At 35.7% G+C, this 23,754-nt stretch carries 22 protein-coding genes; 17 read left to right on the top strand and 5 right to left on the bottom strand.

Going from position 1 to position 23,754, the window contains the following annotated elements; all coding sequences use genetic code 11:
* Nucleotides 1–139: 139 nt before the first annotated feature.
* The 9 genes from KW2_RS08600 to recD2 all read left to right on the top strand — a co-directional run bounded on the left by KW2_RS08600 (nucleotide 140) and on the right by recD2 (nucleotide 9,668).
* Nucleotides 140–1,204, top strand: a complete 1,065-nt coding sequence (locus KW2_RS08600; RefSeq protein WP_021037674.1) for a VanZ family protein — start codon at nucleotides 140–142, stop codon at nucleotides 1,202–1,204.
* A gap of 2 nt (nucleotides 1,205–1,206) precedes the next feature.
* A complete protein-coding gene (locus KW2_RS08595; RefSeq protein WP_011835677.1) occupies nucleotides 1,207–1,878 on the top strand; it encodes a response regulator transcription factor in 672 nt (223 codons plus the stop codon).
* Nucleotides 1,865–2,740, top strand: a complete 876-nt coding sequence (locus tag KW2_RS08590; RefSeq protein ID WP_021037673.1) for a sensor histidine kinase — start codon at nucleotides 1,865–1,867, stop codon at nucleotides 2,738–2,740. The genes KW2_RS08595 and KW2_RS08590 overlap by 14 nt, the downstream gene beginning before the upstream one ends.
* A 3-nt stretch (nucleotides 2,741–2,743) precedes the next feature.
* Complete coding sequence (locus tag KW2_RS08585) at nucleotides 2,744–3,808, top strand: prephenate dehydrogenase (protein ID WP_021037672.1); 1,065 nt, start codon at nucleotides 2,744–2,746, stop codon at nucleotides 3,806–3,808.
* Between the two features lie 120 nt (nucleotides 3,809–3,928).
* Complete coding sequence (gene aroA, locus KW2_RS08580) at nucleotides 3,929–5,221, top strand: 3-phosphoshikimate 1-carboxyvinyltransferase (RefSeq protein WP_021037671.1); 1,293 nt, start codon at nucleotides 3,929–3,931, stop codon at nucleotides 5,219–5,221.
* A gap of 23 nt (nucleotides 5,222–5,244) precedes the next feature.
* On the top strand, nucleotides 5,245–5,733 hold the full coding sequence (locus KW2_RS08575) for a shikimate kinase (protein WP_011676738.1): 489 nt from the start codon (nucleotides 5,245–5,247) through the stop codon (nucleotides 5,731–5,733).
* A 1-nt stretch (nucleotide 5,734) separates the two neighbouring features.
* Nucleotides 5,735–6,574 (top strand): prephenate dehydratase, encoded by an 840-nt coding sequence (gene pheA / locus KW2_RS08570; RefSeq protein ID WP_021037670.1) that lies wholly within the window; start codon nucleotides 5,735–5,737, stop codon nucleotides 6,572–6,574.
* 2 nt (nucleotides 6,575–6,576) lie between these two features.
* Entirely contained in the window at nucleotides 6,577–7,170 is a 594-nt protein-coding gene (locus KW2_RS08565) for a histidine phosphatase family protein (RefSeq protein WP_021037669.1), read from the top strand.
* Nucleotides 7,167–9,668 carry an SF1B family DNA helicase RecD2 gene (gene recD2, locus KW2_RS08560; RefSeq protein WP_021037668.1) on the top strand — a complete coding sequence of 834 codons (2,502 nt, stop codon included), beginning with the start codon at nucleotides 7,167–7,169 and terminating at the stop codon, nucleotides 9,666–9,668. The genes KW2_RS08565 and recD2 overlap by 4 nt, the downstream gene beginning before the upstream one ends.
* Before the next feature lie 93 nt (nucleotides 9,669–9,761).
* Here recD2 and rpsT read toward each other — a convergent pair whose 3' ends face one another.
* Nucleotides 9,762–9,995 (bottom strand): 30S ribosomal protein S20, encoded by a 234-nt coding sequence (rpsT, locus tag KW2_RS08555; RefSeq protein WP_011676734.1) that lies wholly within the window; start codon nucleotides 9,993–9,995, stop codon nucleotides 9,762–9,764.
* A gap of 329 nt (nucleotides 9,996–10,324) precedes the next feature.
* Between rpsT and KW2_RS08550 the strand changes: the two genes are divergently transcribed.
* From KW2_RS08550 to KW2_RS08540, 3 genes are all read left to right on the top strand, one after another.
* Nucleotides 10,325–10,837, top strand: a complete 513-nt coding sequence (locus KW2_RS08550) for an HD domain-containing protein (protein ID WP_021037667.1) — start codon at nucleotides 10,325–10,327, stop codon at nucleotides 10,835–10,837.
* A 179-nt stretch (nucleotides 10,838–11,016) separates the two neighbouring features.
* Nucleotides 11,017–11,931: a diacylglycerol/lipid kinase family protein gene (locus KW2_RS08545; protein WP_021037666.1), complete on the top strand. Its 915-nt coding sequence runs from the start codon at nucleotides 11,017–11,019 to the stop codon at nucleotides 11,929–11,931.
* Between the two features lie 113 nt (nucleotides 11,932–12,044).
* On the top strand, nucleotides 12,045–12,758 hold the full coding sequence (locus KW2_RS08540) for a Bax inhibitor-1/YccA family protein (protein ID WP_021037665.1): 714 nt from the start codon (nucleotides 12,045–12,047) through the stop codon (nucleotides 12,756–12,758).
* 76 nt (nucleotides 12,759–12,834) lie between these two features.
* Here the strand turns inward: KW2_RS08540 and KW2_RS08535 are convergent, their stop codons facing one another.
* From KW2_RS08535 to KW2_RS08520, 4 genes are all read right to left on the bottom strand, one after another.
* Nucleotides 12,835–13,518 (bottom strand): LutC/YkgG family protein, encoded by a 684-nt coding sequence (locus KW2_RS08535; protein ID WP_021037664.1) that lies wholly within the window; start codon nucleotides 13,516–13,518, stop codon nucleotides 12,835–12,837.
* A 2-nt stretch (nucleotides 13,519–13,520) separates the two neighbouring features.
* The gene (locus tag KW2_RS08530) at nucleotides 13,521–14,993 is read right to left on the bottom strand and encodes a LutB/LldF family L-lactate oxidation iron-sulfur protein (protein WP_021037663.1); all 1,473 of its coding nucleotides are present in this window, start codon (nucleotides 14,991–14,993) and stop codon (nucleotides 13,521–13,523) included.
* 9 nt (nucleotides 14,994–15,002) lie between these two features.
* Nucleotides 15,003–15,773, bottom strand: a complete 771-nt coding sequence (locus KW2_RS08525) for a (Fe-S)-binding protein (protein ID WP_011835664.1) — start codon at nucleotides 15,771–15,773, stop codon at nucleotides 15,003–15,005.
* A gap of 180 nt (nucleotides 15,774–15,953) precedes the next feature.
* Nucleotides 15,954–16,790 carry a Cof-type HAD-IIB family hydrolase gene (locus tag KW2_RS08520; protein ID WP_021037662.1) on the bottom strand — a complete coding sequence of 279 codons (837 nt, stop codon included), beginning with the start codon at nucleotides 16,788–16,790 and terminating at the stop codon, nucleotides 15,954–15,956.
* Between the two features lie 305 nt (nucleotides 16,791–17,095).
* Here KW2_RS08520 and KW2_RS08515 point away from each other — a divergent pair, with 305 nt between their 5' ends.
* The 5 genes from KW2_RS08515 (at nucleotide 17,096) to pepF (ending at nucleotide 23,752) form a co-directional block, all read left to right on the top strand.
* Entirely contained in the window at nucleotides 17,096–18,517 is a 1,422-nt protein-coding gene (locus KW2_RS08515; RefSeq protein ID WP_011676727.1) for an NCS2 family permease, read from the top strand.
* 208 nt (nucleotides 18,518–18,725) lie between these two features.
* Nucleotides 18,726–19,574: an alpha/beta hydrolase gene (locus KW2_RS08510; protein WP_021037661.1), complete on the top strand. Its 849-nt coding sequence runs from the start codon at nucleotides 18,726–18,728 to the stop codon at nucleotides 19,572–19,574.
* 153 nt (nucleotides 19,575–19,727) lie between these two features.
* Complete coding sequence (locus KW2_RS08505; RefSeq protein ID WP_014735114.1) at nucleotides 19,728–20,813, top strand: YdcF family protein; 1,086 nt, start codon at nucleotides 19,728–19,730, stop codon at nucleotides 20,811–20,813.
* A gap of 74 nt (nucleotides 20,814–20,887) precedes the next feature.
* On the top strand, nucleotides 20,888–21,871 hold the full coding sequence (locus KW2_RS08500; RefSeq protein WP_021037660.1) for a competence protein CoiA: 984 nt from the start codon (nucleotides 20,888–20,890) through the stop codon (nucleotides 21,869–21,871).
* Nucleotides 21,872–21,946: 75 nt separating this feature from the next.
* The gene (gene pepF / locus KW2_RS08495) at nucleotides 21,947–23,752 is read left to right on the top strand and encodes an oligoendopeptidase F (protein WP_021037659.1); all 1,806 of its coding nucleotides are present in this window, start codon (nucleotides 21,947–21,949) and stop codon (nucleotides 23,750–23,752) included.
* Nucleotides 23,753–23,754: the final 2 nt, after the last annotated feature.

Genomic DNA, 23,754 nt, shown 5'->3' with positions numbered 1-23,754 from the left:
TAAAAAAATTTTTAGAAGGGAAAAAAGAAAGAGAAGGAAATAGCTACAAAAGAGGGCTACTTTTGATATAATAAAATAAATATATAATCAATGACTTTTTGACTAACACCTAAGAAGTCATTTTTAACGAAGGGAAACCATGAGGACTTATCTGCACTCGATTCAAATTGGAGTTTTACTCTTTTTCATTTTCTTATTTTTATCTTTAATTCCATATTTGATTGTTCAGTATCGCCGTTATGGTAGAATTAATTTCTGGCGCTTTTTTGTTAACTTTTCTTTTATTCTTTATTTGATTTGTGCCTATGCGATGACAATTTTCCCTCTTCCTCCTGTTAACGAAGTTGCTCAAATGACAGGTCCAAAACAAAATTTAGTTCCTTTTGAATTTATTCACCAGTTTATTTTATACAGTCCTTTTAGGATAAATGAACCATCAACTTGGATTTTAGCTCTCAAAGATTCAACATTCATTCAACCCTTCTTTAATTTGCTTTTGACATTACCTTTTGGATTTTATTTGAAATATCTCTTTAAACGCTCGTTTAAACAAACTTTTATATTAAGTTTTTTATTGACTTTATCTTTTGAACTTATTCAACGTTCAGCACTTTTTGGACTCTATCCTCGTCCTTATCGTTTGTTTGATGTTGATGATCTAATGATTAATACGCTTGGAAGTTTAATTGGGTTTGGAATTGCGGTCATTTTTAGTCGATTTTTACCAGATTTGGATGCAACTAAGGTTGAAAGTTCAAGAGTCAGTCTTTCAAGACGTTTTATTGCATTTTTAGTTGATCTGGTTCTTGTCTTTATAATTGGAAGTCTATTTCTTCCGACTGGCTATTATTCAGAATTACTAATTTTAGGAATTGTTCCGATAGCTCTTAAGGCAACGCCAGGGCAATTATTATTGAGAATCGAAATAAAAGCCAAAAATCGTTTTAGAATTGCCTTACGTCAGTTTTTATCCTTTGGGAATTTCGCTTTGATTATCGCTTCAGGATTCTTTCTACAACGTTCAGGAACGATAGCTGAGGACCAACTGGCTCAAAACTTTTTACTTATCTTACTCTTTTTAGGATTAAGTCTTTTGCCATTACTGGATGTCTTAATTGCTTTTCTCTCGAAAACAAGAAAACTCTGGTATGAAAGAGTGAGCGATACTCAAATCGTAGCAAAATTGAAAACAGGAAAGGAATAAATATGACTAAAATATTTATAGTAGAAGATGATGAAATTATTGTAAAAGCAATTAAGATTGCCTTGGAAAAAGAGTTTCAAGTAAGAAGTGTCTCTAATTTTCGAGCAGTTAAACAAGAAATTATGGAGTTTGAAGCAGATTTAGTGCTGATGGATATCGGACTACCTTTTTATAGCGGATTTTATTGGACCAACGAATTAAGAAAACTTTCCCAAATTCCCATTATCTTTATATCATCTGCTTCAGATGACATGAATCAAGTAACAGCTATGAATCAAGGGGCAGATGATTTTGTGACAAAACCTTTCTCTCTGGAAATTTTAAGCGCTAAAATCAAAGCACTCTTACGCAGAAGTTATTCTTTTTCTGGAATTGAAAAATTAGAGTTTGCAGGATTTGTTTTGTCTGAAAATACTTTGAGCTTAACCCAAAATTCTGAAAGACAAGAAGTTGAACTGACCAGTTCTGAAAATAAAATTTTAACCCTATTGTTCCGTGCTAATGGCGAGGTAGTCACTAAGGAGAAAATTTTACAAGAATTGTGGCAAACAGATGAGTTTATCGATGCTAATACTTTGAATGTAAAAATGACTCGTTTGCGTAAAAAGCTTGGAGAAGTTGAATTTGATAAACATATAATGACAAAAAGAGGAAGTGGCTATGCTTTGGTTTAAATATTTTAAGTCTAAAATCCCACAAATCGGTGTTTTTTTACTTATGTCAGCCATATATATTGTGACTTTTTGGCTTTGGCATTTACCAATGATGGCTTTTTTTAATAGTACTTTATTTGCCTTAATTATTTTTGTAATTTATTTAATTTCTTCATATTTCCGCTGGAAAGCAATGCGAGAAGCGGTAGAGCGAGTGATGAAAGATAATCAGGCTCTACAAAAAAAATTGGACCAACAAAATCTTGCCGAACGGGAGATGGAAGATATTATTAGAGTCTGGTCGCATCAGATGAAAGTTCCATTAGCCGCCATTGATTTAATGACACAAACACAAATTGATCCTAAAGAATTGAAAAATCAGGTTTTTTCTTTAGAAAACTATCTAAAAATTCTTCTTGAGTATCAAAGAATTAATAATTTGGCTACCGATTTTAGATTTGAAAAGGTGAGCATGTCCTCACTAGCAAAAGAATTAGTAAAAAAATATAGTAGCTTTTTTATCCAAAAAAATCTTTCCATTCAAATCGAAGGGGAATGGTTGGTAAATAGCGATCAACGCTGGTTAAGTTTAGCTATAGAACAGCTGCTTAATAATGCTGTAAAATACACTAAAGAAGGTGGAATTTTAATTCAAATCAAACCAGGTGAAATCAGAATTCAGGATACAGGGATTGGCATCTTAAAAGAAGATGTTCCACGTCTTTTTGAACATGGATTTACAGGTTATAATGGTCGGATTCAGCAAAAATCAACAGGTCTTGGACTCTATCTAGCAAAACTTATTTTGGATAAACTAGAATTTCAAATTGCAATAAGTTCTGAAATTGGTGAGGGAACTTGTGTGATGATCAAGAAAGAGTAAAGAATGAAAAAGATATTAATTATAGGTCTCGGACTGATTGGAAGTTCTATAGCCCTAGGCATAAAAAAAGCCCATCCTGAGTTTGAAATTCTTGGTTCGGACCGTGAAGAAGTTGAAAATATTGCTCAAAAACGTGGAATTATTGATTCTAAGGTCGAATTAGTTAAAGGAGCCCAAGAAGCAGATATTATTATTTTAGCTGTGCCAATCTCAGTGACTCTGGAGCTTTTAAAGCAAATTGCAACGTTTGATTTAAAAGATGGACTTTTGATTACTGATGCTGGTTCAACCAAGAGTGAGATTGTCGAGCTAGCTAATCAACTTTTTTCTGGGACAAAAGTAAAATTTATCGGAGGACATCCGATGGCTGGCTCTCATAAATCAGGAGTAATGGCAGCAGATATTAATTTATTTGAAAATGCTTATTATGTTTTGACAGAAGAAAGTCAAGAATTAAGAGAATTACTTAAGGGACTTCATGCTAAATTTATTATTTTAGATGCCAAGGAACATGATAAAGTAACGGGGCAAGTGTCTCATTTTCCACATATTTTGGCTTCAACTCTGGTCTGGCAATCAGACGATTATGCTAAAGAGCATCCTTTAGTCAAACATTTAGCTGCTGGAGGTTTTCGTGATTTAACGAGAATCGCTGAGGCTGACAGCTTAATGTGGACTAGTATCTTACTTTCTAATCCGGAAATTACATTAGAGAGAATTGAGAATTTTAAAAAACACTTAGATAAAATTGCTTTAAAAATTACAAAAAGAGATTCCCAAGCTATTGAACACTTTTTTGAAGAAGGTAAAAAGATTCGACAAGCAATGGAAATTCATAAAGGGGCACTGCCAAACTTTTATGATTTGTTCATCTCGGTTCCCGATGAAAAAGGAGTTGTTTTACGAGTTTTAGCACTCTTACAGGATTTTTCGATTACAAATATCAAAATTAATGAAGAAAATCGTGAAGATATTCATGGTCAACTGCAAATCTCTTTTAAACGAGCAGAAGATTTGCAAGAGGCGCGTGAAATTATTGAAAAAGCAACTGATTTTACAGTTGTTTGATAAAGGTTAAAGAACTGACATTCTTAGTCTTAAAATCTTAGGAAGAAATGATAAAAATAAGAGGGCCTTGAGCGCCCTTTTATGCTATAATAAATACTAAAAAATGTTTAGGAAAATAAAATGAAATTAAAAATAAATTCACAAGGGTTAAAAGGGCATTTAAAGGTTCCAGGAGATAAATCAATTTCACATCGAAGCATTATGTTTGGCTCAATTGCCAAAGGAAAAACAATCATTCATGATATTTTGCGTGGCGAAGATGTTTTATCGACCATTGAAGCCTTTCGAGCTTTAGGAGTTGAGATTGAGGACGATGGTCAAGTTATTACTGTCCATGGTCAGGGGATTTCAAAACTTAAGGAGCCAGAAAAAGCACTTGATATGGGAAATTCTGGAACTTCAACCCGCCTGTTGTCGGGGATTTTAGCAGGGCTTCCTTTTGAAACAACTTTGTTTGGGGATGATAGTTTATCCAAAAGACCAATGGACCGTGTCGCTACTCCGCTTCAAATGATGGGGGCCGAAATAGTTGGACAAACTGATAAGGTTAAATTACCGATGACAATCAAAGGAAGTGCCCATCTAAAAGCAATCGATTATGTCCTTCCAGTCGCTTCGGCCCAAGTAAAATCGGCGGTAATTTTTGCTGCTTTACAAGCAGAAGGACTGACAAAAGTTGTTGAGAAGGAAAAAACACGCTCACATACAGAAGAAATGTTAGTTCAATTTGGCGGAGAAATTAAAGTTTCTGATAAAACCATTCTTGTTCCTGGCGGGCAAAAACTTATGGGGCAAGAGGTGACAGTTCCTGGTGACATTAGTTCAGCAGCCTTTTGGCTTGTAGCTGGCTTAGTTGTTGAAAATTCAGAACTTATCTTGGAAAATGTTGGAATTAATGAAACAAGAACGGGTATTTTAGAAGTCATTCAGGCAATGGGTGGCCAGTTGGAAATTTTAGAGCAAGATGAGGTGGCAAAAGCCGCGACTCTAAAAGTAAAAGCGAGTCAACTTAAGGGAACTGAAATATCGGGTGATTTAATTCCAAGATTAATTGATGAATTACCAATTATTGCGCTTTTGGCTACACAAGCCGAAGGTAAAACAATTATTCGCGATGCGGCTGAACTTAAAGTTAAAGAAACCGACCGGATTGCTGTTGTGGCTGATGCACTCAATAGTATGGGGGCAAATATTGAACCAACAGATGATGGAATGATTATTCAAGGTGGAACAAAATTACATGCTCCAGAAAATGCAATTAATACTTTAGGTGATCACAGAATTGGGATGATGGTTGCAATTGCTGCACTTTTAGTTGAAAATGGTGAAATTGAACTTGAACGAGCTGAGGCCATTCAAACGAGCTATCCAAGTTTCTTTGATGATTTAGAAAAATTGTCAGAAAATCTTTGAAATTAAATGATAGGAAGTAAAAAATGAGTATCATTTTAATTGGATTTATGGGTGCCGGAAAATCAACGGTGGCAAAACTTTTAGCAGAAGAATTTACTGATTTAGATAAGTTGATTGAAGAAGAGATTGAAATGCCAATTGCCACTTTTTTTGAATTATTTGGAGAAGCTGATTTTCGTAAAATTGAAAATGAGGTTTTTGAGCTTGCTGTTCAAAAAGATATTATTATCGCAACTGGTGGAGGAATCATAGAAAATCCAAAGAATTTAAATGTTCTTGATAGAGCATCACGAGTTGTATTTTTGACTGCTGATTTTGATACTTTATGGAAGAGAATTTCCATGGATTGGCAGAATGTTCGACCTTTAGCTCAAGACAAAGAAGCTGCTCAACTTTTATTTGAAAAAAGAATGAAAGACTATTCATTGGTTGCGGATTTAACAATTGATGTGACCGATAAAAGTCCAGAGCAGATTGCAGAGCTGATTAGAGAAAAGTGGGAGATAGAGTAGGATGAAAATTGCATATTTAGGTCCACGAGGTTCTTTTTGCTCAGTCGTAGCCGAAGCAGCTTTTAAATCTGAGGAGTTGTACTCTTATGCAACTATTTTGGATGTCATTGAAGCCTATAATGAAGGCGAATGTGATTTTGCACTAGTTCCTATTGAAAATTCAACTGAAGGAACGGTCAATATGAGCATTGATAAAATTTTTCATGATTCAAATGCCAAGGTTGTGGCCGAGTTTGTTCTTCCAATTTCTCAAAATTTATTGGCAGTTTCTAAAGAACAAAAAATTGAGCATATTTACTCTCATCCTCAAGCTTTGGCTCAAACGAGAGTTTATTTGAGAAAATTTTATCCTCAGGCGCAGGTGGAAATTACTGAGTCCACTTCGGCAGCGGCTGAGTTTGTGAAAAATAATCCGGACTTGCCTGCAGCAGCGGTGGCAAATTCTTTTGCAGCTAAAATGTATGATTTGGAATTCATTGCTGAAAATATTCAAGATTTGGCGGGGAATTCGACTCGTTTTTGGTTACTAGGAAAAGAAAAGCAATCCTTTGATTTAAATCAAACAAAGGATAAGGTGACTTTGGCTTTGACGCTACCTGACAATTTGCCAGGAGCATTGCACAAAGCAATTTCTGTTTTTGCTTGGCGTGATATTGACATGACTAAAATTGAGTCACGTCCTTTAAGGACACGTTTGGGACAGTACTTTTTTATTATTGATTTAGAAAATAATGCAACGAACAGGTTAAAGATTCCTTATGCTCTTGAAGAATTGGCAGGTTTGGGAGTAAATGTTCGATTGTTAGGAAATTATTCAGTATATTCATTAGGTGAGGTGTAAAGGTGAGAATTTATTTTGTACGACATGGTAAAACGGAGTGGAATTTGGCACGGCGTTTGCAGGGACAAAAGGGAGACTCACCTTTATTGCCAGAATCTTATGAGGCAATTAAACGCGTTCATAAGTTTTTAGAACCGATTGAATTTGACAAGGTTTTATCAAGCCCTCAAAAAAGAGCTTTGACAACGGCAGATTTACTGACCAATCAGTCTGTAAGTACTGACAAGAGATTATCAGAATGGAATTTTGGTGAATTAGAGGGTTGGTTCATTCGTGATGCAATCGCTAAGTACCCTAAGGAAATGCATGATTCTCGCTTTGAATTAGATCAATTTGATGGAAGTGCTTTTGGGGCTGAATCAGTTACTTCAGTTTTGGCACGCTTTGATTCTTTGGCTGAGGACTTATTGAATTCTAAAATGGACAATGTACTTTTAGTTGGTCACGGAGCTTCTGGGACGGCTGGAATGCGACATTTGGCTGGATTTCCAATCGCTGAATTACGTTCTGTTGGTGGTCTAGCGAATAATACAGTTACAGTTTTGGAATCAAATGGTAGTCATTTTGATTTGAAAATTTGGGATAAACAGCTATGACGGATAAAACTTATGTTACAGGCTCAATTGAAGCTATTTTTTTCTCTAATCCAAGCAATTTTTATAAAGTTTTATTAATTGAGATTGATGAAACAAATGCTGAATATGATGATTTTGAAATTGTGGTCAATGGGACAATTGGCGATGTGGTCGAAGGGGATTCTTATACTTTTTATGGGCAATTAACCCAGCATCCAAAGTATGGGGAACAATTGCAAGTCAGTCAATATGAAAAAGCTGTGCCAACGTCTGGTGCTGGTTTGGTCAAGTATTTTTCATCAGATAAATTTCCAGGGATTGGTAAAAAAACGGCAGAGAAAATTGTTGAAACTTTTCCTGAAAATACGGTAGATTCTATTTTAGAAGCGCCTGAGAAATTGGATGGTTTATTAACTCTAGCCAGAAAAAATTCATTTATCAAACGTTTGCGTGAAAATCATGGTATGGAAAAAGTGCTGACCAAGCTTGCAGAGTATGGCTTGCCAAGTAAACTCACTTTTCAAATCTATGAGTTGTACAAAGAGGAAACGATTGAAAAAATTGAGGAAAATCCTTATCAACTTGTGGAAGAAGTTAAAGGGGTGGGCTTTAAAACTGCCGATAAAATTGCGAGTGAACTAGGGATTGAAGCGGATAGTCCAAATCGTTTTCGAGCGGCTTTGATGCACGAGGTCAATACGCATTCGCAAGCAACGGGTGACACTTATATTGAAGCTAAAAACTTGTTGGAATTGACGATTGATTTACTTGAAGAAGCCAGAAATATTGAGGTCAATCCAGCTGAAGTTGCTGCGGAAATCAACGGTTTAATTATTGATGGAAAAGTACAGCAAGAAGGAACGAAAATATTTGAAAATTCCTTGTTTTTTGCTGAAGACGGTATCCGAAAATCACTGACAGCCTTAACTAATCGTTCGGGAAAAGATTTTGCTGACGAAAAGTTACTGACAGTTTTGGAAGAGGTAGAAAAAGATTTAGAGATTACTTATGATGAACTTCAGAAACAGGCCATCATTGGAGCGATGAATCAGCAATTTTTCATTTTGACTGGGGGACCAGGAACGGGGAAAACAACGATTATTAATGGTTTCATTGAAACTTATGCCCGTCTTTATCAGTTAGATTTAGACCCTGACCATTATAATGATGACGTTTTTCCTATTTTACTGGCAGCACCGACTGGTCGCGCTTCAAGACGGATGAATGAGTTGACTGGACTTCCAGCAGCAACAATTCATCGGCACTTAGGCTTAGGGCAAGATGAGGCAGAAGATGCGCTTGGTAATGAGTTGTCAGGTTCACTTTTGATTGTCGATGAATTTTCAATGGTTGATACTTGGCTAGCCAACAAACTTTTTCAAGCCATTCCTGGTTCAATGAAAGTCCTTCTCGTTGGCGATGCTGACCAACTTCCTTCTGTGGGCCCTGGACAAATTTTTGCAGATTTATTAAAAATTCCAGAAATTCCGTCAGTAAAATTGGATAAGATTTTTCGTCAGGGAGATGATTCAACGATTACCGATTTGGCTCATCATATCAAAGATGGACAATTACCTGCAGATTTTACGGTGAAAAAACCTGACCGTTCTTATTTTGAAGTGAGTGCTAATTTTGTACCACAAATGGTGGAGCAAATTGCTAGTGCTTGGCAAAAAAGAGGAAATAATCCTTTTGAATTACAAATTTTAGCGCCCATGTATAAAGGGGCCGCTGGGATTAATGCAATGAATATTCTCTTGCAAAATCTCTTTAATCCGCTTAATGACCGACTTGAATTTGCTTTGGGTGATATGAAATTTCGTGAAGGAGATAAAGTATTACATTTAGTCAATGACGCTGAGGCCAATGTATTCAATGGAGATTTAGGACAAATTGTTGAATTGATTGCAGCAAAATATACTGACAGTAAACAAGATGAGATTGTGATGGATTTTGATGGTCAAGAATTGACCTATCCCAGAGCTGAATGGTATAAAATTACGCTTGCTTATGCTATGTCTATCCATAAATCTCAAGGTTCGGAATTTTCAACGGTCATCGTCCCGATGGTCTCTTCTTATTCACGGATGTTAGAGCGAAATTTACTCTATACAGCAATCACGCGGGCAAAGCAAAGCTTAATTTTATTGGGTGAAGAGCGTGCCTTTGCTCAGGCTGTGGCGCGTGAAGGAGCCAATCGAAAAACTTTTCTCGTTGAGCGTTTTAAGGATGATAAGCCTGCCGCAGAAAATCTGTCAGTAGATTCCTTAACTAAAAAAGTTACTGACAAGAAGGAAATATCTAACAAAGAGAAAAATTCTGGATCAGCAGCAGACTTAGACTTAGAAAATTTTTCTGGCAGAAAAAAAACAGCACCAAAAGTTGAGGAAATTTCATTATTTGATGAAGAAACTGAAAGTTTGGGGAATGGAATTCTAACAGAAGCGCTAATTTTATCTGGCAATTTTGATCCCTTAATTGGATTGACTGAGCAAGATTTTGCGATTTTTAATAAATAAATAAAAAGACTGACAGAAATTTCTGTCAGTCTTTTTATCTTCGTCAGTAATTTTGGATATAAAAAAATCTGTCAAAGAGACAGAAATTTTTTCTTAGCCAAGTTTAGCAGCAAGACGTGCTTTATCGCGTGAAGCTTTGTTAGCGTGGATAAGGCCTTTAGATGCAGCTTTATCAATTGTTGAAGAAGCAGCTCTGTAAAGTTCTTCTGAAGGTGCAGCTTCAAATTTTTTGATAAGAGTACGCATTGCAGATTTTTGTTGTGCATTGCGTTCGTTCGCGATTTTATTCAATTCAGCACGTTTGATTGCAGATTTAATGTTTGCCATTTTAGTCTCCTTTTATTACTTTTCATAGAAAAGCGGTTGATGTATGTCCCAGGTGGGCACACTACACCCTCCAAGATTTTTCTAATACCTATCAATTATACAGGAATTTTGAATTTTTGTAAACTCTTGACCTTTATTTTTTTTGAAAAAAGTCGAAAAATACTTTTGAAAAATAATAAATAAATAAAAGCTGAAATAAGATAAAGAAGCGAATTTTCAAAATTTTACAAGCATTAAAAATAAATTTCTAAGCATTTAAAAAGAAAAATTTAATCTAAAAAGAGAGGATATTGTATTGACAAAGAGAATTAACGTGTTATAATCAAGTCATGAATTTAGATGAAAAGCCGTGGTTTAACGACGCAGAATATATGAGTTATGTCGGTCATCTGTTAGAAATGGATGAGCTAAAAAAGCTTGATGGGATTACACATCACTATACTTCAACACGCTTGCAACACTGCTTGCGGGTAAGTTATGTCTCTTATCTCATTGCGAAAAAACATGGCCTCAATGCCAAAGCAACAGCTAGAGCTGGACTTTTGCATGACCTTTTCTATTATGATTGGCGCAATACAAAATTTGCTAAAAGCCATGCCTATGTGCATCCGCATATTGCTTACCGTAATGCGCGCAAGCTGACTACTCTGTCAGACCTTGAGAAAGATATCATCATAAAACATATGTTCGGTGCGACAATCAATCCGCCACGCTATAAAGAAAGTTGGATTGTTACTGCTGTTGATAAATATGTAGCTACCCTTGAAGGGTCAGTTAACCTTAAATACAAATGGAATCGTCGTAAGCATTTTAAACGTTTACCTTATTTCAGTATTGACTAAAAAAAGAAAATAAAAGCCTATCAATTGATGGGCTTTTTTAATTTACTGACAGTTTTGTGAAATTTTTCTAGGAAGCTTGTCAGTAAAAAGAAACAAGTCTCATCAGAGATTCTTCAGACTATGTTAGAATTATAATGTAAGATATAGATTCCGTATCAATAAAATAAGGAGGTGAGTCTATGAAAAAAGTAAAGGTATTTTATAATGAAAATTCGGGAAATAATGATGAAGACAAAGTTTTAAAAAAGATTAAGGATTTTTTTGCGAGACCAGAAAACTCAGACTCCCAAGTTGATTTTATTAATCCAGAAAGTCCTGAGGACGCCATTCGTTTGGCCAAAAAAGTAAGTCAGGAGCAAACCGATTTAGTGATTGCTCTTGGAGGTGATGGCACAATCAATAAAATTTGTGGCGGTGTGTTTGAAGGTGGAGCCAAACCGATTTTAGGAATTGTACCAAATGGAACGGTCAATAATTTGTCAAAATCACTTCATATTCCACAAGATTTAGAAGAAGCACTTGATAATTTAAATCATGGAGAAATTCAAAAATTTGATATTGCTAAAGTCAATAATGATTATATGACTTCTAGTCTGACCATGGGAATTTTGGCAGATATTGCTCAAAATGTGAGCGGTTCTGAGAAGAAAAAATTTGGCCCTTTAGCTTATCTTAAGGACGCCTACAAGGTGATTCGCTATAATAAAACGTATCGCATCAAAGTTAAGTATAATGGAAAAACGAAATCATTAAGAACAAAACTATTATTGATTACAATGACGGATACGATAGGAGGAATGCAAGCTTTAGCACCAAAAGCCAAAGTGGACGATGGACTTATCCGCGTTTATTCACTGAAAGAGATTAATTTGTTCAATATCCTCTTTCATTTGAATAAACTTCGTAGAGGTAAATTTGAAGACTTTATGGAAATGACTCATTTTGACACGGATCATTTAGAAATTCTCACACATTCAAAGAAAAAGAAAGACAATCCTTATTCAAGAATTGATGGGGATAAAAGTGACCCGCTTCCATTAGATATTAAAGTTTATCGAAAAGCCCTGACAACCCTCGTTCCTAAAAAGGAATAAGCGTTCGGTCAGTAAATAATACAAATAAAAAATCAGACCTAAGACTGATGACAAAAAGACCAAATTTTGATAAAATAGTCTTAGAATTAAATTAAAAAGGGAGGCCAAATATAATGAAAAATATGAATGACAATGATGTTATCTTTGACCAACGAAGCGACGGATTGAATGCATTTTTTAGTAAGATTTATGCATTGATGGGAGCAGGAGTCTTAGTTTCTGCATTAGTTTCTTGGATCATGATTACATTTTTCTTAGATAACATGACAGCAATTCTCCAAAGTGGAAGTTTATTCTTCCTTGTACTCTGGATTATTCCATTAGTGATGGTGGTATCACTTCAAGGTTTAGCAATGAAAAACTCAAAAATGGCATTACCGATTTTTATCGGATACGCAGCATTTATGGGATTCTTGATTAGCTTCACTCTTTTGATGTATACCGCAACTGATATTACCTTAGCTTTTATTACAGCATCAGCAATGTTCTTTGGTTTATCTGTTTATGGACGATTTACTAAACGTAATTTATCTGGTATGGGTAAAGCTTTGGGCGTAGCAGTTTGGGGCTTGATTGTCGCAATGTTGCTTAATCTCTTCTTTGCTAGTACTGGACTTACAATCCTTATTAGCCTAGTAGGTGTTGTGATTTTCTCAGGTTTGATTGCTTGGGATAATCAAAAAATTACACAAGTTTATAATGCACATAATGGACAAGTGAGTGATGGATGGGCAATTTCAATGGCACTTTCACTTTACCTTGATTTTATCAATATGTTCCTCTTCCTGCTCCGTCTTTTCGGTATCGCAGGTGGAAATCGCGATTAAAAATAAAAATTACTGACAAAAATTCTGTCAGTAAAAATAATAATAAAAGCTCTGCTATCAGCAGAGCTTTTTTATTTTATAAATCCTTAACAATCACATAGTTAATTTCTAGAGGACCGTGAAGACCGACTACAAGTTGCATTTCAATATCCCCAGAATTTGAAGGACCAGAAATAAAGTGAATAGTGGAACCAGGCTTCTTGTTTTTATCAAACCAGTCAGCAGCTTGAGTAGAACGAGGCAGCATCCGACTTAATGGAATCACAGAAATATAATGCGTAGGTAGAAAATGCAATGACCGCCCCTGACCGGCTTCAGACTCGACCACAATGGTTGCCGATTCAGCAAGGAAAAATTTGGGAACAGCTACAACAACATTAGAATTTTGAGCGGCTGTGATATTTTCATCACGAAATTCTTTGCCGATTTTCCATTTTACCAAGTTTTCAGAGTTAACATTTACCCCTAAATTTTTAAATTCATCTGTTGTAGGAATCATGACTTGTCCACCACCAGATTTTTCAATTAATTGACGAATGACTTCATTCATTTCAGAAGAAGTTGTTTCAACTAAATTTGCGGAGACTCGTTCGGATTGAACCTTGGCAATTTCTAACAATTCATCAGAAGTCAAATCAGCTAAATGAGTCTCAGGCAAATCTGAAATTGGCACATAAGGCTCAAAGGGAAGTTCCACACCACCACGTTTTTCAAACAAAGTTTCCAAGAATTTTGTACGATTTTCAATAGTTCCAGTCATTTTTATTTACCTGCCTTATGTTTTTTATACCACTGACGGAATTGCTCTTTGTGCGGAGGGGCAATTGGTAAATCGCGCACATCCGTCCAACCTTTGGCTAATGCTGGCGCTTTTCTGACCGCACCATATTCAAAAATTGAACCTTCAACAGTGACTTCTTTAGCTTTAGGTAAGACATTCAGACCCGTATGCGCCATATTGATAGCCATGCCAAACAAAGCTGGACTGCTCGTTCCTTTCCCAATCGTATTCATTTCAAAATTAACAAAAGAGCCGTCATGATGCATATTGAGATCATCTTCCATGACCTTACGATGTTCAATCAAAAGTTCATGCAAAGGAATTTTGACAGGACAAGTTTCGGTACAAGCCCCACAAAGCGTTGAGGCGTAAGGTAAATCGCCATATTGCTCATAACCACCTAAAACAGGCGATAAGACAGAACCGATTGGACCCGGATAAATCGAACCATAAGCATGTCCACCAATTTGACGATAGACTGGGCAAACATTCAGACAAGCCCCGCAGCGGATACATTGTAAAACAGCTTCAAAAGCAGTTCCAATCGCATTAGAGCGTCCATTATCGACAATTACAACATGGAAATCCTCAGGACCATCAGATTCATCGTCAGCCTGCTGACCCGCAAAAGTAACATAAGTTGTCAGTTTTTGGCCAACAGCCGAGCGAGCCAGCATATTATCTAAAATTTCAGCTTCTTTGATAGAAGGCACAATCCGTTCCATTCCCATCAGTACAATCTGTGTCTTAGGAATTGAAATCGTCAAATCAGCATTTCCTTCGTTCGTTGATAGATTAATATCGCCCGTATTGGCAATGGCAAAATTACAACCGGTAATCCCTACTTCAGATTTCAAGAAAAGTTTACGCATGGTATCACGCGCACAACGTGCCAGATTGACAGGATTATTGTCGCCTTCATAGCCTAATTTTTTAGCAAAAATTTCGCGGATTTGGTCGCGGTTTTTGTGCAAAGCTGGAAAAACAATATGTGAAGGCTCATCCCAGTCGGCCACTTGCAAAATAAATTCGGCAAGGTCGGTTTCTAAAATATCCATATCGTCAGCCAGTGAGACCAACATTGGATCAATATCCACTTCGGTAGTCACCATTGATTTTGATTTGACAATCTTTTTGGCATTTTTTTCAAGAACAATGCGTTTAACATAGTCATTGGCTTCTTTAGCATCAGCAGCAAAGAAGACGTGACCACCACGAGCTGCCACATTATCTGAAAATTCTGTCAGATAATGGGGTAAATATTTCAAAGTATGTTGACGAATTGATTCTGCGATATTGCGCCATTCCTGCCAATTGCCTAGTTCATCACGTGCTGATTCTCTCTTGTCCCATTGGGCATCTTGTGCTTTAGCCACCGCAGCCTTGGCAAATTGGTCTTTTTTACTTTCTTCTAAACGTTCAGCGAAAGTTTTTGTACTTGTTGAAAGTCCCATTTTCTCCCCCTATGCTCTTATGAATTCTGGATTTTTCACAGTATCGATTCGTTCCAAATCAACATTTGTGTTTAAAATTTCGGCGATATGCATCACTCTTATTTTTTTGCCTTCACGATTTAGTTTTCCAGCAATATTCATCAAACAACCAAGGTCGGCAGAGATTAAAATTTCAGCACCTGTTGATAAGATATCATTTGTTTTTTCAGTGACCATCATTTCCGAAATTTCAGGAGATTTAACTGAGAAAGTTCCACCAAAACCACAACAATTTTCTAAATGAGGAAGAGGTAGAACTTCAAGACCTTTCACTTTATCTAATAAGATAAATGGCGCTTCTCGTTCGCCTAAGATTCTTGTCATGTGGCAAGAACGATGATAAGTGGCCTTTTCACCCTTAAAAGTTGCGCCAAGGTCCTCAAGACCTAAGACACGGTAAAGAAATTGGGTAAATTCATAAGATTTATTGGCCAAATCAATGGCTTTTTGCTTATAAGGGTCACCTTCATCAAACATATGAGGATATTCTGTAAACATCCCTGAGCAAGAACCAGCAATACCAACAACATAATCAGAAGATTCAAAGGCATCAATCTGATTTTTGATTGTTGGCATAGATTCTTTGACTAAGCCAGAATTATAAGTGGGCTGTCCACAGCAAATTTGTCCTTCTGGTAAATCTGTTTCAATCCCTAAACGTTCAAGGACTTCAACCATTGCAATTCCAACTTGTGGAAACATTAGGTCCATCACACAAGTGGAGAATATTGAAACTTTCATAAGTGCTCCTTAGTATTTTGAAATCTTTGTTAAATATTGGACATCTTCTAGAGATGTATGCTCTTTCATTATAAGCCGATTCATTTACATTTTCAAAAAATGGAGCTGTCAAAAGAATTTGACAGACTGTTGTTTATTGGGATAGATTAAAAAAATACCAGTCAGAGACTGGTATGAGCATTATTTATCGGGAGTTAAAAAGAGTTTTTCGAGTTGTCTAGCCACCCCATCCTCATCATTTGTCCAAGGAAGAATTTCACTGGCGTAAGGAGTTAGCCTAGCAGAAGCATTTTTCATAGCATAGGCTTGAGGTGCAAGTTTAAACATCTCAATATCATTATGTTCATCACCAAAAGCAATAAGATTTTCTAGCGAGATATCAAGAACTTTAAGAAGGTGATTAAGGCCTGAAGCTTTAGAGATTCCTTTAGGGACGACTTCTAAAATTCCATTTGGACCACCCCAAACGCCCACATCTATCTTGCCATTATAATGACGTTTCATTTCCTCAGCTAAGGCTAATTTATCTTTTTGACGAGTCGAAAGAAGTACCGCGTGGGGATTTTCGGTAACTCGGTCTGCTCGGAGACGGTTATAAGGTTGGAATTTTTCTACACCAAAAAGTTTAGGTTCAACGTTACGGAAAGTGTTTAGAAAGAACTTTCTACGATATTCAACAGCAAAAAAATGTAGATTAAAGTTTTGCTGATGACGCAGAAGGTCAAAAATAAAAGAACGGTCAATATAATAAGACTTAGTGTGTTCCCAGTTTTTATCATTTGGCATTGAAATCAAAGCACCATTAAAATTGATGACCGGGCTAGTCAACTCAAGCTCACGATAAACATCCAAAGACATTCTAAAAGGACGTCCAGTTGTGATGCAAATAATATGTCCAAGTGATTCTACCTGTTTAAAAATATATTTGGTATAACGGCTGATTGAACGTCCATCGGACTGCAAAGTAGTACCATCTAAATCAATTGCAATAAGTTTACGTTCTTTGTAGTTCTCCATTCAAACTCCCCTTAGTCTAAAATTTAGTTATCAATTTATTCATTATAACATAGATATAAGCTGGAAAGGAATTACCCAAGTTCTACGAACAAGAAAGGGCTTTTCAAAAAATTCGTTCGTCATTACCGAACGATTTAAGGATTTGAAGTAATTTTTCTACTAAAAATCTTGTTTCCTTAATCAAAACTGATTAGAATAATAATATAATGTTTTTTATTTTATGACGTGTTTGCTTTTTAAGCAAAGACAACTTTTTATCAAAGGGTTGAAATTTTAATCTTAGACCCTAAAAGGAGAAATTATTCGTGAACAAGTTCTTTAAACTTGAAGAAAACGGCACAACAGTTGGCCGTGAAATAATGGCTGGATTGACTACATTCTTTGCCATGAGTTATATCCTCTTTGTTAACCCACAAGTTTTGGGGACAACAGGGATGCCTGTCCAAGCAGTTTTCTTAGCAACTATTTTAGCTTCTATTGTTGGGACACTTGCAATTGCTTTAATCGCTAATGTTCCTTACGCTCTGGCTCCCGGAATGGGCTTAAATGCTTTCTTTGCTTACACGGTTGTATTGTCACTTGGTTACACTTGGCAAGAGGCCTTGGCAATGGTCTTCATTTGTGGGATCATCAATATTATCATCACTTTTACTTCAATTCGTAAAGCAATCATTCTTGGAATTCCAGAAAGCTTGCAACATGCCATTGGTGGTGGGATTGGGATTTTCATTGCCTACATCGGGATTAAAAACGCTGGAATTTTGCGCTTCATCGCTGACCCAGGAACTTATGTGAACAATCACGGAACAATTACAGCAAATTCATCAATTGTTCCAGAACTTGTAACTTTTAATAACCCAGGAGTGTTGGTAGCACTTGTTGGGATTGTCGTGACAATGTTCTTTGTTATTCGTAAATGGCGGGCAGGGATTTTGCTTTCAATCTTAGTAACAACTATCTTGGCTCTTTTGACTGGCGTGGTTAAAGTTGATGTGAATACTTTATTTGCTGAAAATAATTTGGGGACTGCAATCAATCAAATGGGAACAACCTTTGGTGCAGCATTTGGTCCAAAAGGATTTGGTTCTTTATTCTCTGATTCATCACGTTATATTGAAGTATTAATGACAGTTCTTGCTTTCTCATTGACTTCAATCTTTGACCCAATCGGGACTTTCATCGGAACTGGTCGTGCGACAGGAATCTTTACTGATGAAGATTTGAAAGATATGGAAACAAGCCATGGTTTCTCATCAAAAATGGACAAAGCTTTGTTTGCTGACATGATTGCTACTCCAATCGGAGCAATTTTCGGAACATCAAATACAACCGTTTATGTTGAGTCTGCTGCCGGAATCGGTGCAGGAGGACGTACTGGTCTTGCATCAGTTGTAACAGCAATTATGTTTGCTATCTCAAGCTTGTTCTTACCACTTCTTGCGATTGTTCCAACACAAGCAACAGCACCAATTTTGATTATCGTTGGGATGATGATGCTTGGTTCATTTAAAGAAATTAAGTGGGGTGATTTAACAGAAGCGATTCCTGCATTCTTCGCCTCAGTATTCATGGGACTTGCTTATTCAATCTCTTACGGGATTGCAGCTGGATTTATCACTTACATCCTTGTCAAATTATTCACCGGAAAAGTGAAAGAAATTAAACCTGTAATTTGGGTCGTTGCTCTCTTGTTCTTAATTAACTTTGCAGTATTGGCTGTCTTATAAACAATAAAAACTCATCAAAAATATTTGATGAGTTTTCTTATTAAAATTTGTAGATTACAATATTAGAAGTGTGAGTATTATTTTAAATAAAACAAATTTATTAGTTATTTGAATGTGGTAAAATTCAAGTTTTAAGAAAGATAAATAGGATGTTAAAAACAAAAGTAATAAATTGGGAATATTTAATAAATTGTGGTAAAATCAAATCATGAAAAAAATCATTTCTCTTATCGTGAGTTTTATTGCAGTCTTTGTTATCGGTATCTTCATTGGTCACTCTATTCTTCCGCCACACCCACTTGTAGCAGCAAAAGACCGTCCTATCTATCCGACGATTTATATTACTGGCTCAAGTGGCTATGCGTCAACGATGGATACAATGATTAATAGTGTTACTGCGGACAAAGATACCCGTGCTAAAAAAGGGCTGACAATTGTTGTTGATACAGAACACAATTATTCACTCAAAGTGACTGGAACAATTGACAAACGTAATGCCTATCCGACAATTGAGGTCGGAATGGTCAAAGGAACGAATAATTCCGATAAATATGAAGCCTCATTAATGGCTATCATGTCTTATCTCGGTAAGCATTATAACGTTGCTTATGCCAACGTTTTGGGCTATTCAGCTGGTGGCGGTGGTGTTTACCATTATTTGATTGACCATGGTTATGACCGAAGCCTTCCGCCGATTAAAAAGTTTGTTTCTCTTGATGGTCAGTACAATGCTTGTACGGCACAACCTGACCAAACGCTTGCGCAAGTTCTTGCTGACGGACCCAAAATTAAAACAAAATATTATGATTTTTGGTTGAAAAATTATGAACGTGTGGATAAAAATATCCAAGTAGTGCTACTAGAAGGAGCTTATGATACTAAGAAAGAAACCGACGGTACAGTTCCTTGGGCTGACGGCTTCTCAATTTATCCTTTGCTGATAAAAAATGGAAACTCTGCTACTCATTATCTAATAGAAGGAACAAACACCGAGCATACGGAAATGCCAAGCAATCAAAAAGCAATTGGCTATGTCAAAACCTTCTTTTATGAATAAGCTTTATTTAAAAATGATAAATTGTCTCTATTTGGGGACAATTTTTTTATAATGTATTTACTATAAAATGACAGCTAGTCAGCAAAATACTTCATTTAAATCATAGAGCCTGATGTATTGACAGTTGGCTTTAAGTAACGGTATAATTAAATTATGGATTTGAAAAATGGAATATTTATTTTTGGAACAGTTCTGACAATATTTTTTGCAGGACTGACTACTATTTTCTGGTGGAAAATCAGAAAGTTGAAAGATTTACGGACCTTACGATTGGGGCGCTTATCCTTTTTTGCCCTACTTTTTTTGTGGGTGACGATAAATGGAATTATTGGTTCTGGATTAGCCTTGACAGAATTACAACAAAAAGTACTACTTTGGCTACTTTTTGCCGAAGCTTTTATAATATTATTATTGATACCAATGACAATAGGAATTGTTGTTCCCATTAGTATTGTTGTTTTAACGATTAAAATGTGGCGAAGAGAGTCAAAATCCATTGGTAATCTTTTATTGCCTATTGTTGTTTTGGCATTTTTACTAATTGACTGGGTTTATCTGTCGATGGGAAGACTACCAGATAGTTGGATTTGGTTGAAGATTTTAGGAATTGTTTATCCAGTCCTATCAATTTATTTGGCTTGGCAGTTTGGTATTTTCTTTTTATCAAGTTGGGTTTATGGACGACGCGTCCGAAAACAAAGAGCAGCCTATCATGTTGTCTTAGGGGCAGGTCTTATTCAAGGAGAGCATGTTGGAAAATTATTAGGAAATCGAATTTTAGCAGCAGTCAAAGCCGTGCGAGATAATGAAACTATTTTGGTTTTTTCAGGCGGACAAGGTCCAGATGAAAAAATTTCAGAAGCGAGAGCCATGCAAAAATATGCAGTAGAAGTGCTCGGCTTTCCGATTGAGCGAACTATGCTTGAAGACCAATCTAGAACGACATATGAAAACTTGGTTTTTTCTTCTCGCCTAATTAAAGAAAAATTTATGTTTTTCACTTCCGATTATCATGTGTTTCGGGCGGCACTCTTTGCAGCAACTTTAAAAATTGATGCTCAAGGAGGAAAAGGAGGAAAAACAGCGATGTATTATCGTGTTCCCGCCTTTATTCGTGAATTTATTGCAGTTATGAATTATGAAAAGAGAAAACATATTAAATGGGTGGGAATCATTGTTGCTTTTTTCCTTGTTATTGCTATCTTTTCGCAAATCGGTTATCTTTGGAATAATAGATAATAGTAAAAAGTTACTGACAGACTAGTTAGTAACTTTTTTTGTGACAAAATTATATTTTTTTCGTATAAAATAGTATGCGGACAGCAATTGATGAAAATAATAAAATAATAAACTTACTGGAATTAGACCGCAAAGAATTGACCGGAAAATTTTATTGTCCTTCTTGTCATTCAGAGCTACTTATTAAAAATGGGCAGATAAAAGTTCTTCATTTTGCCCATAAATCTCTAAAGAGCTGCAATTTATGGTTGGAAAATGAGTCAGAACAGCATTTAGGTTTGAAAAAAATATTATATCAGTGGTTTAAAAGAACTGACAAAGTCGAAATTGAACGCTATTTGCCCGAACTTAACCAAAGACCAGATTTATTAGTAAATGACAAAATCGCTATTGAGATACAATGCTCTCATTTATCTATTAAGCGTCTCAAAGAACGTACAGAAAATTATAAGACGCATGGCTTTAAAGTGCTTTGGTTGATGGGAAAGGATTTATGGCTGGCTGAACAGGTGACAGAACTTCAAAAAAATTTAGTTTATTTCTCGGAAAATAGAGGATTCTTTTATTGGGAGTTAGATTTTCAGAGGAAAAAATTAAGATTAAAATCTCTTATTCATGAGGATTTACGTGGCAGAATCATTTGCTTACAAGAGGAAATTCCTTTTGGAAAAGGACGACTTATTGCGCATCTACGCTTACCTTATTTGGCTCAAAAACTGGTGAAAATTCCTACTTTTAAAGATTCTAAACTTTCTAGTTTTATTCGTCAGCAATTATACTATCAATCACCAAAATGGATGAAAATTCAAGAAAAATATTATCAAAAAGGAGAAAATTTACTGACGAAAAAATTTGAGGGTCCATACATTGCTCCACTAGGTTTAAATTTACTAGAGAATTTTACTGACGAAATGACAATCACAACTTTTACTCAGATTGATCAAAATGTTAAGCTTTACTATGAAAATTTTTTAATAAATTTCCAAAGAAATAGCCTTGAAATGCTCTATCCTCCCCGTTCCTATGCTATAATGGGAAAGCAGAAGAAGGAAAAATAATAGGATTTTATTATTTTATTTTATTCTCATTATTAATAAGAAATAAGAGTTTTAAGCTAAAAAGGAGTACCAATTATGGTAAAAAATAGAAATGAAATCCCTGAAGCCTTGACTTGGGATTTGACAACAATTTTTTCAACAGATCAAAAATGGGAAACAGAATTAGAGAACGTAAAAAAAGAGCTTTCACTTGTTGAGACAAATAATAAAGGTCATTTACTTGATTCAGCAGAAGCTTTACTGACAATTACTAAAAATATGCTATCAATTTCTCAAAAAGTTGAAAAGCTTTATGTTTATGCTTCAATGAAAAATGATCAAGATACAAGAGAAGCAAAGTATCAAGAATATCAATCAAAAGCAACGGCCCTCTATGTTAATTTTGGGGAAAGCTATGCCTTTTATGAACCTGAGTTTTTAAAAATTACAAAAGAAACCTACGAACAATGGTTAGAAATCCTTCAGGAATTGAAAAATTACGATCACATGTTTGAACGTTTATTTGCTAAAAAAGAACATATCCTTAGTCAAAAAGAAGAAAAAATATTGGCGGCAGCGGGTGAAATCTTTGAAAGTCCTTCGGAGACTTTTGAAATTTTCGATAATGCAGATGTTAAATTTCCTTTTGTTAAAAATGAATTGGGTGAAAAGATTCAGTTGACACATGGAAATTATAGCTCTCTTATGGAAAGTAAAAACAGGGAAGTAAGAAAAGCGGCTTATGAAGCACTTTACAGCAATTATGAACAATATCAACATACCTATGCAAAAACTTTGCAGACCAATGTAAAAGTTCATAATTTCAATGCCCAAATACGCGCATATGACTCAGCACGTCAGGCAGCTTTGATGAGTAATTTTGTTCCAGAAAAAGTTTATGACGTCTTGATAGAAGGCATTCATCAACACTTACCACTTTTACATCGCTATATTGAATTACGTAAAAAAATCTTAGGAATTTCTGATTTCAAGATGTATGATATCTATACTCCATTATCTAATTTAGATTATAAATTCAATTACACTGAAGGAGTTAAGAAAGCGCAAGAAGTGCTTGCAATTTTTGGTGAAGAGTATAGTCAGAAAGTTAAAGCGGCTTTTGATGAACGTTGGATTGATGTTGAAGAAAATGTCGGGAAACGGTCAGGGGCATACTCAGGTGGTTCTTATGATACCAAGGCATTTATGTTACTCAATTGGCAAGGGACTTTGGACGATCTTTTTACATTGGTTCATGAGATGGGGCATTCTATTCACAGCACTTTTACGAGGGAAAATCAACCTTATGTTTATGGCGATTACCCGATTTTCTTAGCAGAGATTGCTTCAACTACCAATGAAAATATTTTAACTGAGACTTTGCTCAAAGAAAGTAATGATGAAAAGGAACGTTTTGCTCTTTTAAACCATTGGTTAGATAGTTTTCGAGGAACCGTATTTCGTCAAAGTCAATTTGCTGAATTTGAACAAAAAATTCACGAAGTCGATGCTGAAGGTGAAGTGTTGACGAGCGAATTTTTGAATTCTCTTTATGGCGAACTTAATGAAAAATATTATGGCTTATCTGCCAAAGAAAATCCTGAAATTCAGTTTGAATGGGCAAGAATTCCTCATTTCTATTATAATTTTTACGTTTTTCAATATGCAACTGGCTTTGCCGCAGCCTCATTTCTAGCTGAAAAAGTGGTGCATGGTTCGGTTACTGACCGTCAAAATTATCTTGATTATTTAAAAGCTGGTTCGTCAGCCTACCCACTAGACGTGATTGCAAAAGCTGGAGTCAATATGGAATCTACAGATTACTTAGAGTCTGCTTTTAAGCTTTTTGAAAAACGTTTGAATGAATTAGAAAAATTAGTTGAAAAAGGAGTCCATCTTTAAAA

Origin of the sequence: Lactococcus cremoris subsp. cremoris KW2 (assembly GCF_000468955.1) — a bacterium.
Taxonomy (GTDB): Bacteria; Bacillota; Bacilli; order Lactobacillales; family Streptococcaceae; genus Lactococcus; species Lactococcus cremoris.
Note: the sequence above shows the minus strand (reverse complement) of the source record. Positions and strands in the feature narration are given on the sequence as shown.

What these genes read in the sequence shown, in the direction of transcription:
- KW2_RS08535 (WP_021037664.1), bottom strand. Translation starts at nt 13,518, where the DNA reads ATGACTGGAACTATTGAAAATCGTACAAAATTCTTGGAAACTTTGTTT.
- KW2_RS08590 (WP_021037673.1), top strand. Translation starts at nt 1,865, where the DNA reads ATGCTTTGGTTTAAATATTTTAAGTCTAAAATCCCACAAATCGGTGTT.
- KW2_RS08510 (WP_021037661.1), top strand. Translation starts at nt 18,726, where the DNA reads ATGAAAAAAATCATTTCTCTTATCGTGAGTTTTATTGCAGTCTTTGTT.
- KW2_RS08595 (WP_011835677.1), top strand. Translation starts at nt 1,207, where the DNA reads ATGACTAAAATATTTATAGTAGAAGATGATGAAATTATTGTAAAAGCA.
- pheA (WP_021037670.1), top strand. Translation starts at nt 5,735, where the DNA reads ATGAAAATTGCATATTTAGGTCCACGAGGTTCTTTTTGCTCAGTCGTA.
- KW2_RS08540 (WP_021037665.1), top strand. Translation starts at nt 12,045, where the DNA reads ATGAAAAATATGAATGACAATGATGTTATCTTTGACCAACGAAGCGAC.
- KW2_RS08530 (WP_021037663.1), bottom strand. Translation starts at nt 14,993, where the DNA reads ATGGGACTTTCAACAAGTACAAAAACTTTCGCTGAACGTTTAGAAGAA.
- rpsT (WP_011676734.1), bottom strand. Translation starts at nt 9,995, where the DNA reads ATGGCAAACATTAAATCTGCAATCAAACGTGCTGAATTGAATAAAATC.
- KW2_RS08575 (WP_011676738.1), top strand. Translation starts at nt 5,245, where the DNA reads ATGAGTATCATTTTAATTGGATTTATGGGTGCCGGAAAATCAACGGTG.
- KW2_RS08545 (WP_021037666.1), top strand. Translation starts at nt 11,017, where the DNA reads ATGAAAAAAGTAAAGGTATTTTATAATGAAAATTCGGGAAATAATGAT.
- KW2_RS08500 (WP_021037660.1), top strand. Translation starts at nt 20,888, where the DNA reads ATGCGGACAGCAATTGATGAAAATAATAAAATAATAAACTTACTGGAA.
- KW2_RS08520 (WP_021037662.1), bottom strand. Translation starts at nt 16,790, where the DNA reads ATGGAGAACTACAAAGAACGTAAACTTATTGCAATTGATTTAGATGGT.
- KW2_RS08505 (WP_014735114.1), top strand. Translation starts at nt 19,728, where the DNA reads ATGGATTTGAAAAATGGAATATTTATTTTTGGAACAGTTCTGACAATA.
- KW2_RS08585 (WP_021037672.1), top strand. Translation starts at nt 2,744, where the DNA reads ATGAAAAAGATATTAATTATAGGTCTCGGACTGATTGGAAGTTCTATA.
- aroA (WP_021037671.1), top strand. Translation starts at nt 3,929, where the DNA reads ATGAAATTAAAAATAAATTCACAAGGGTTAAAAGGGCATTTAAAGGTT.
- KW2_RS08600 (WP_021037674.1), top strand. Translation starts at nt 140, where the DNA reads ATGAGGACTTATCTGCACTCGATTCAAATTGGAGTTTTACTCTTTTTC.
- KW2_RS08525 (WP_011835664.1), bottom strand. Translation starts at nt 15,773, where the DNA reads ATGAAAGTTTCAATATTCTCCACTTGTGTGATGGACCTAATGTTTCCA.
- pepF (WP_021037659.1), top strand. Translation starts at nt 21,947, where the DNA reads ATGGTAAAAAATAGAAATGAAATCCCTGAAGCCTTGACTTGGGATTTG.
- recD2 (WP_021037668.1), top strand. Translation starts at nt 7,167, where the DNA reads ATGACGGATAAAACTTATGTTACAGGCTCAATTGAAGCTATTTTTTTC.
- KW2_RS08550 (WP_021037667.1), top strand. Translation starts at nt 10,325, where the DNA reads ATGAATTTAGATGAAAAGCCGTGGTTTAACGACGCAGAATATATGAGT.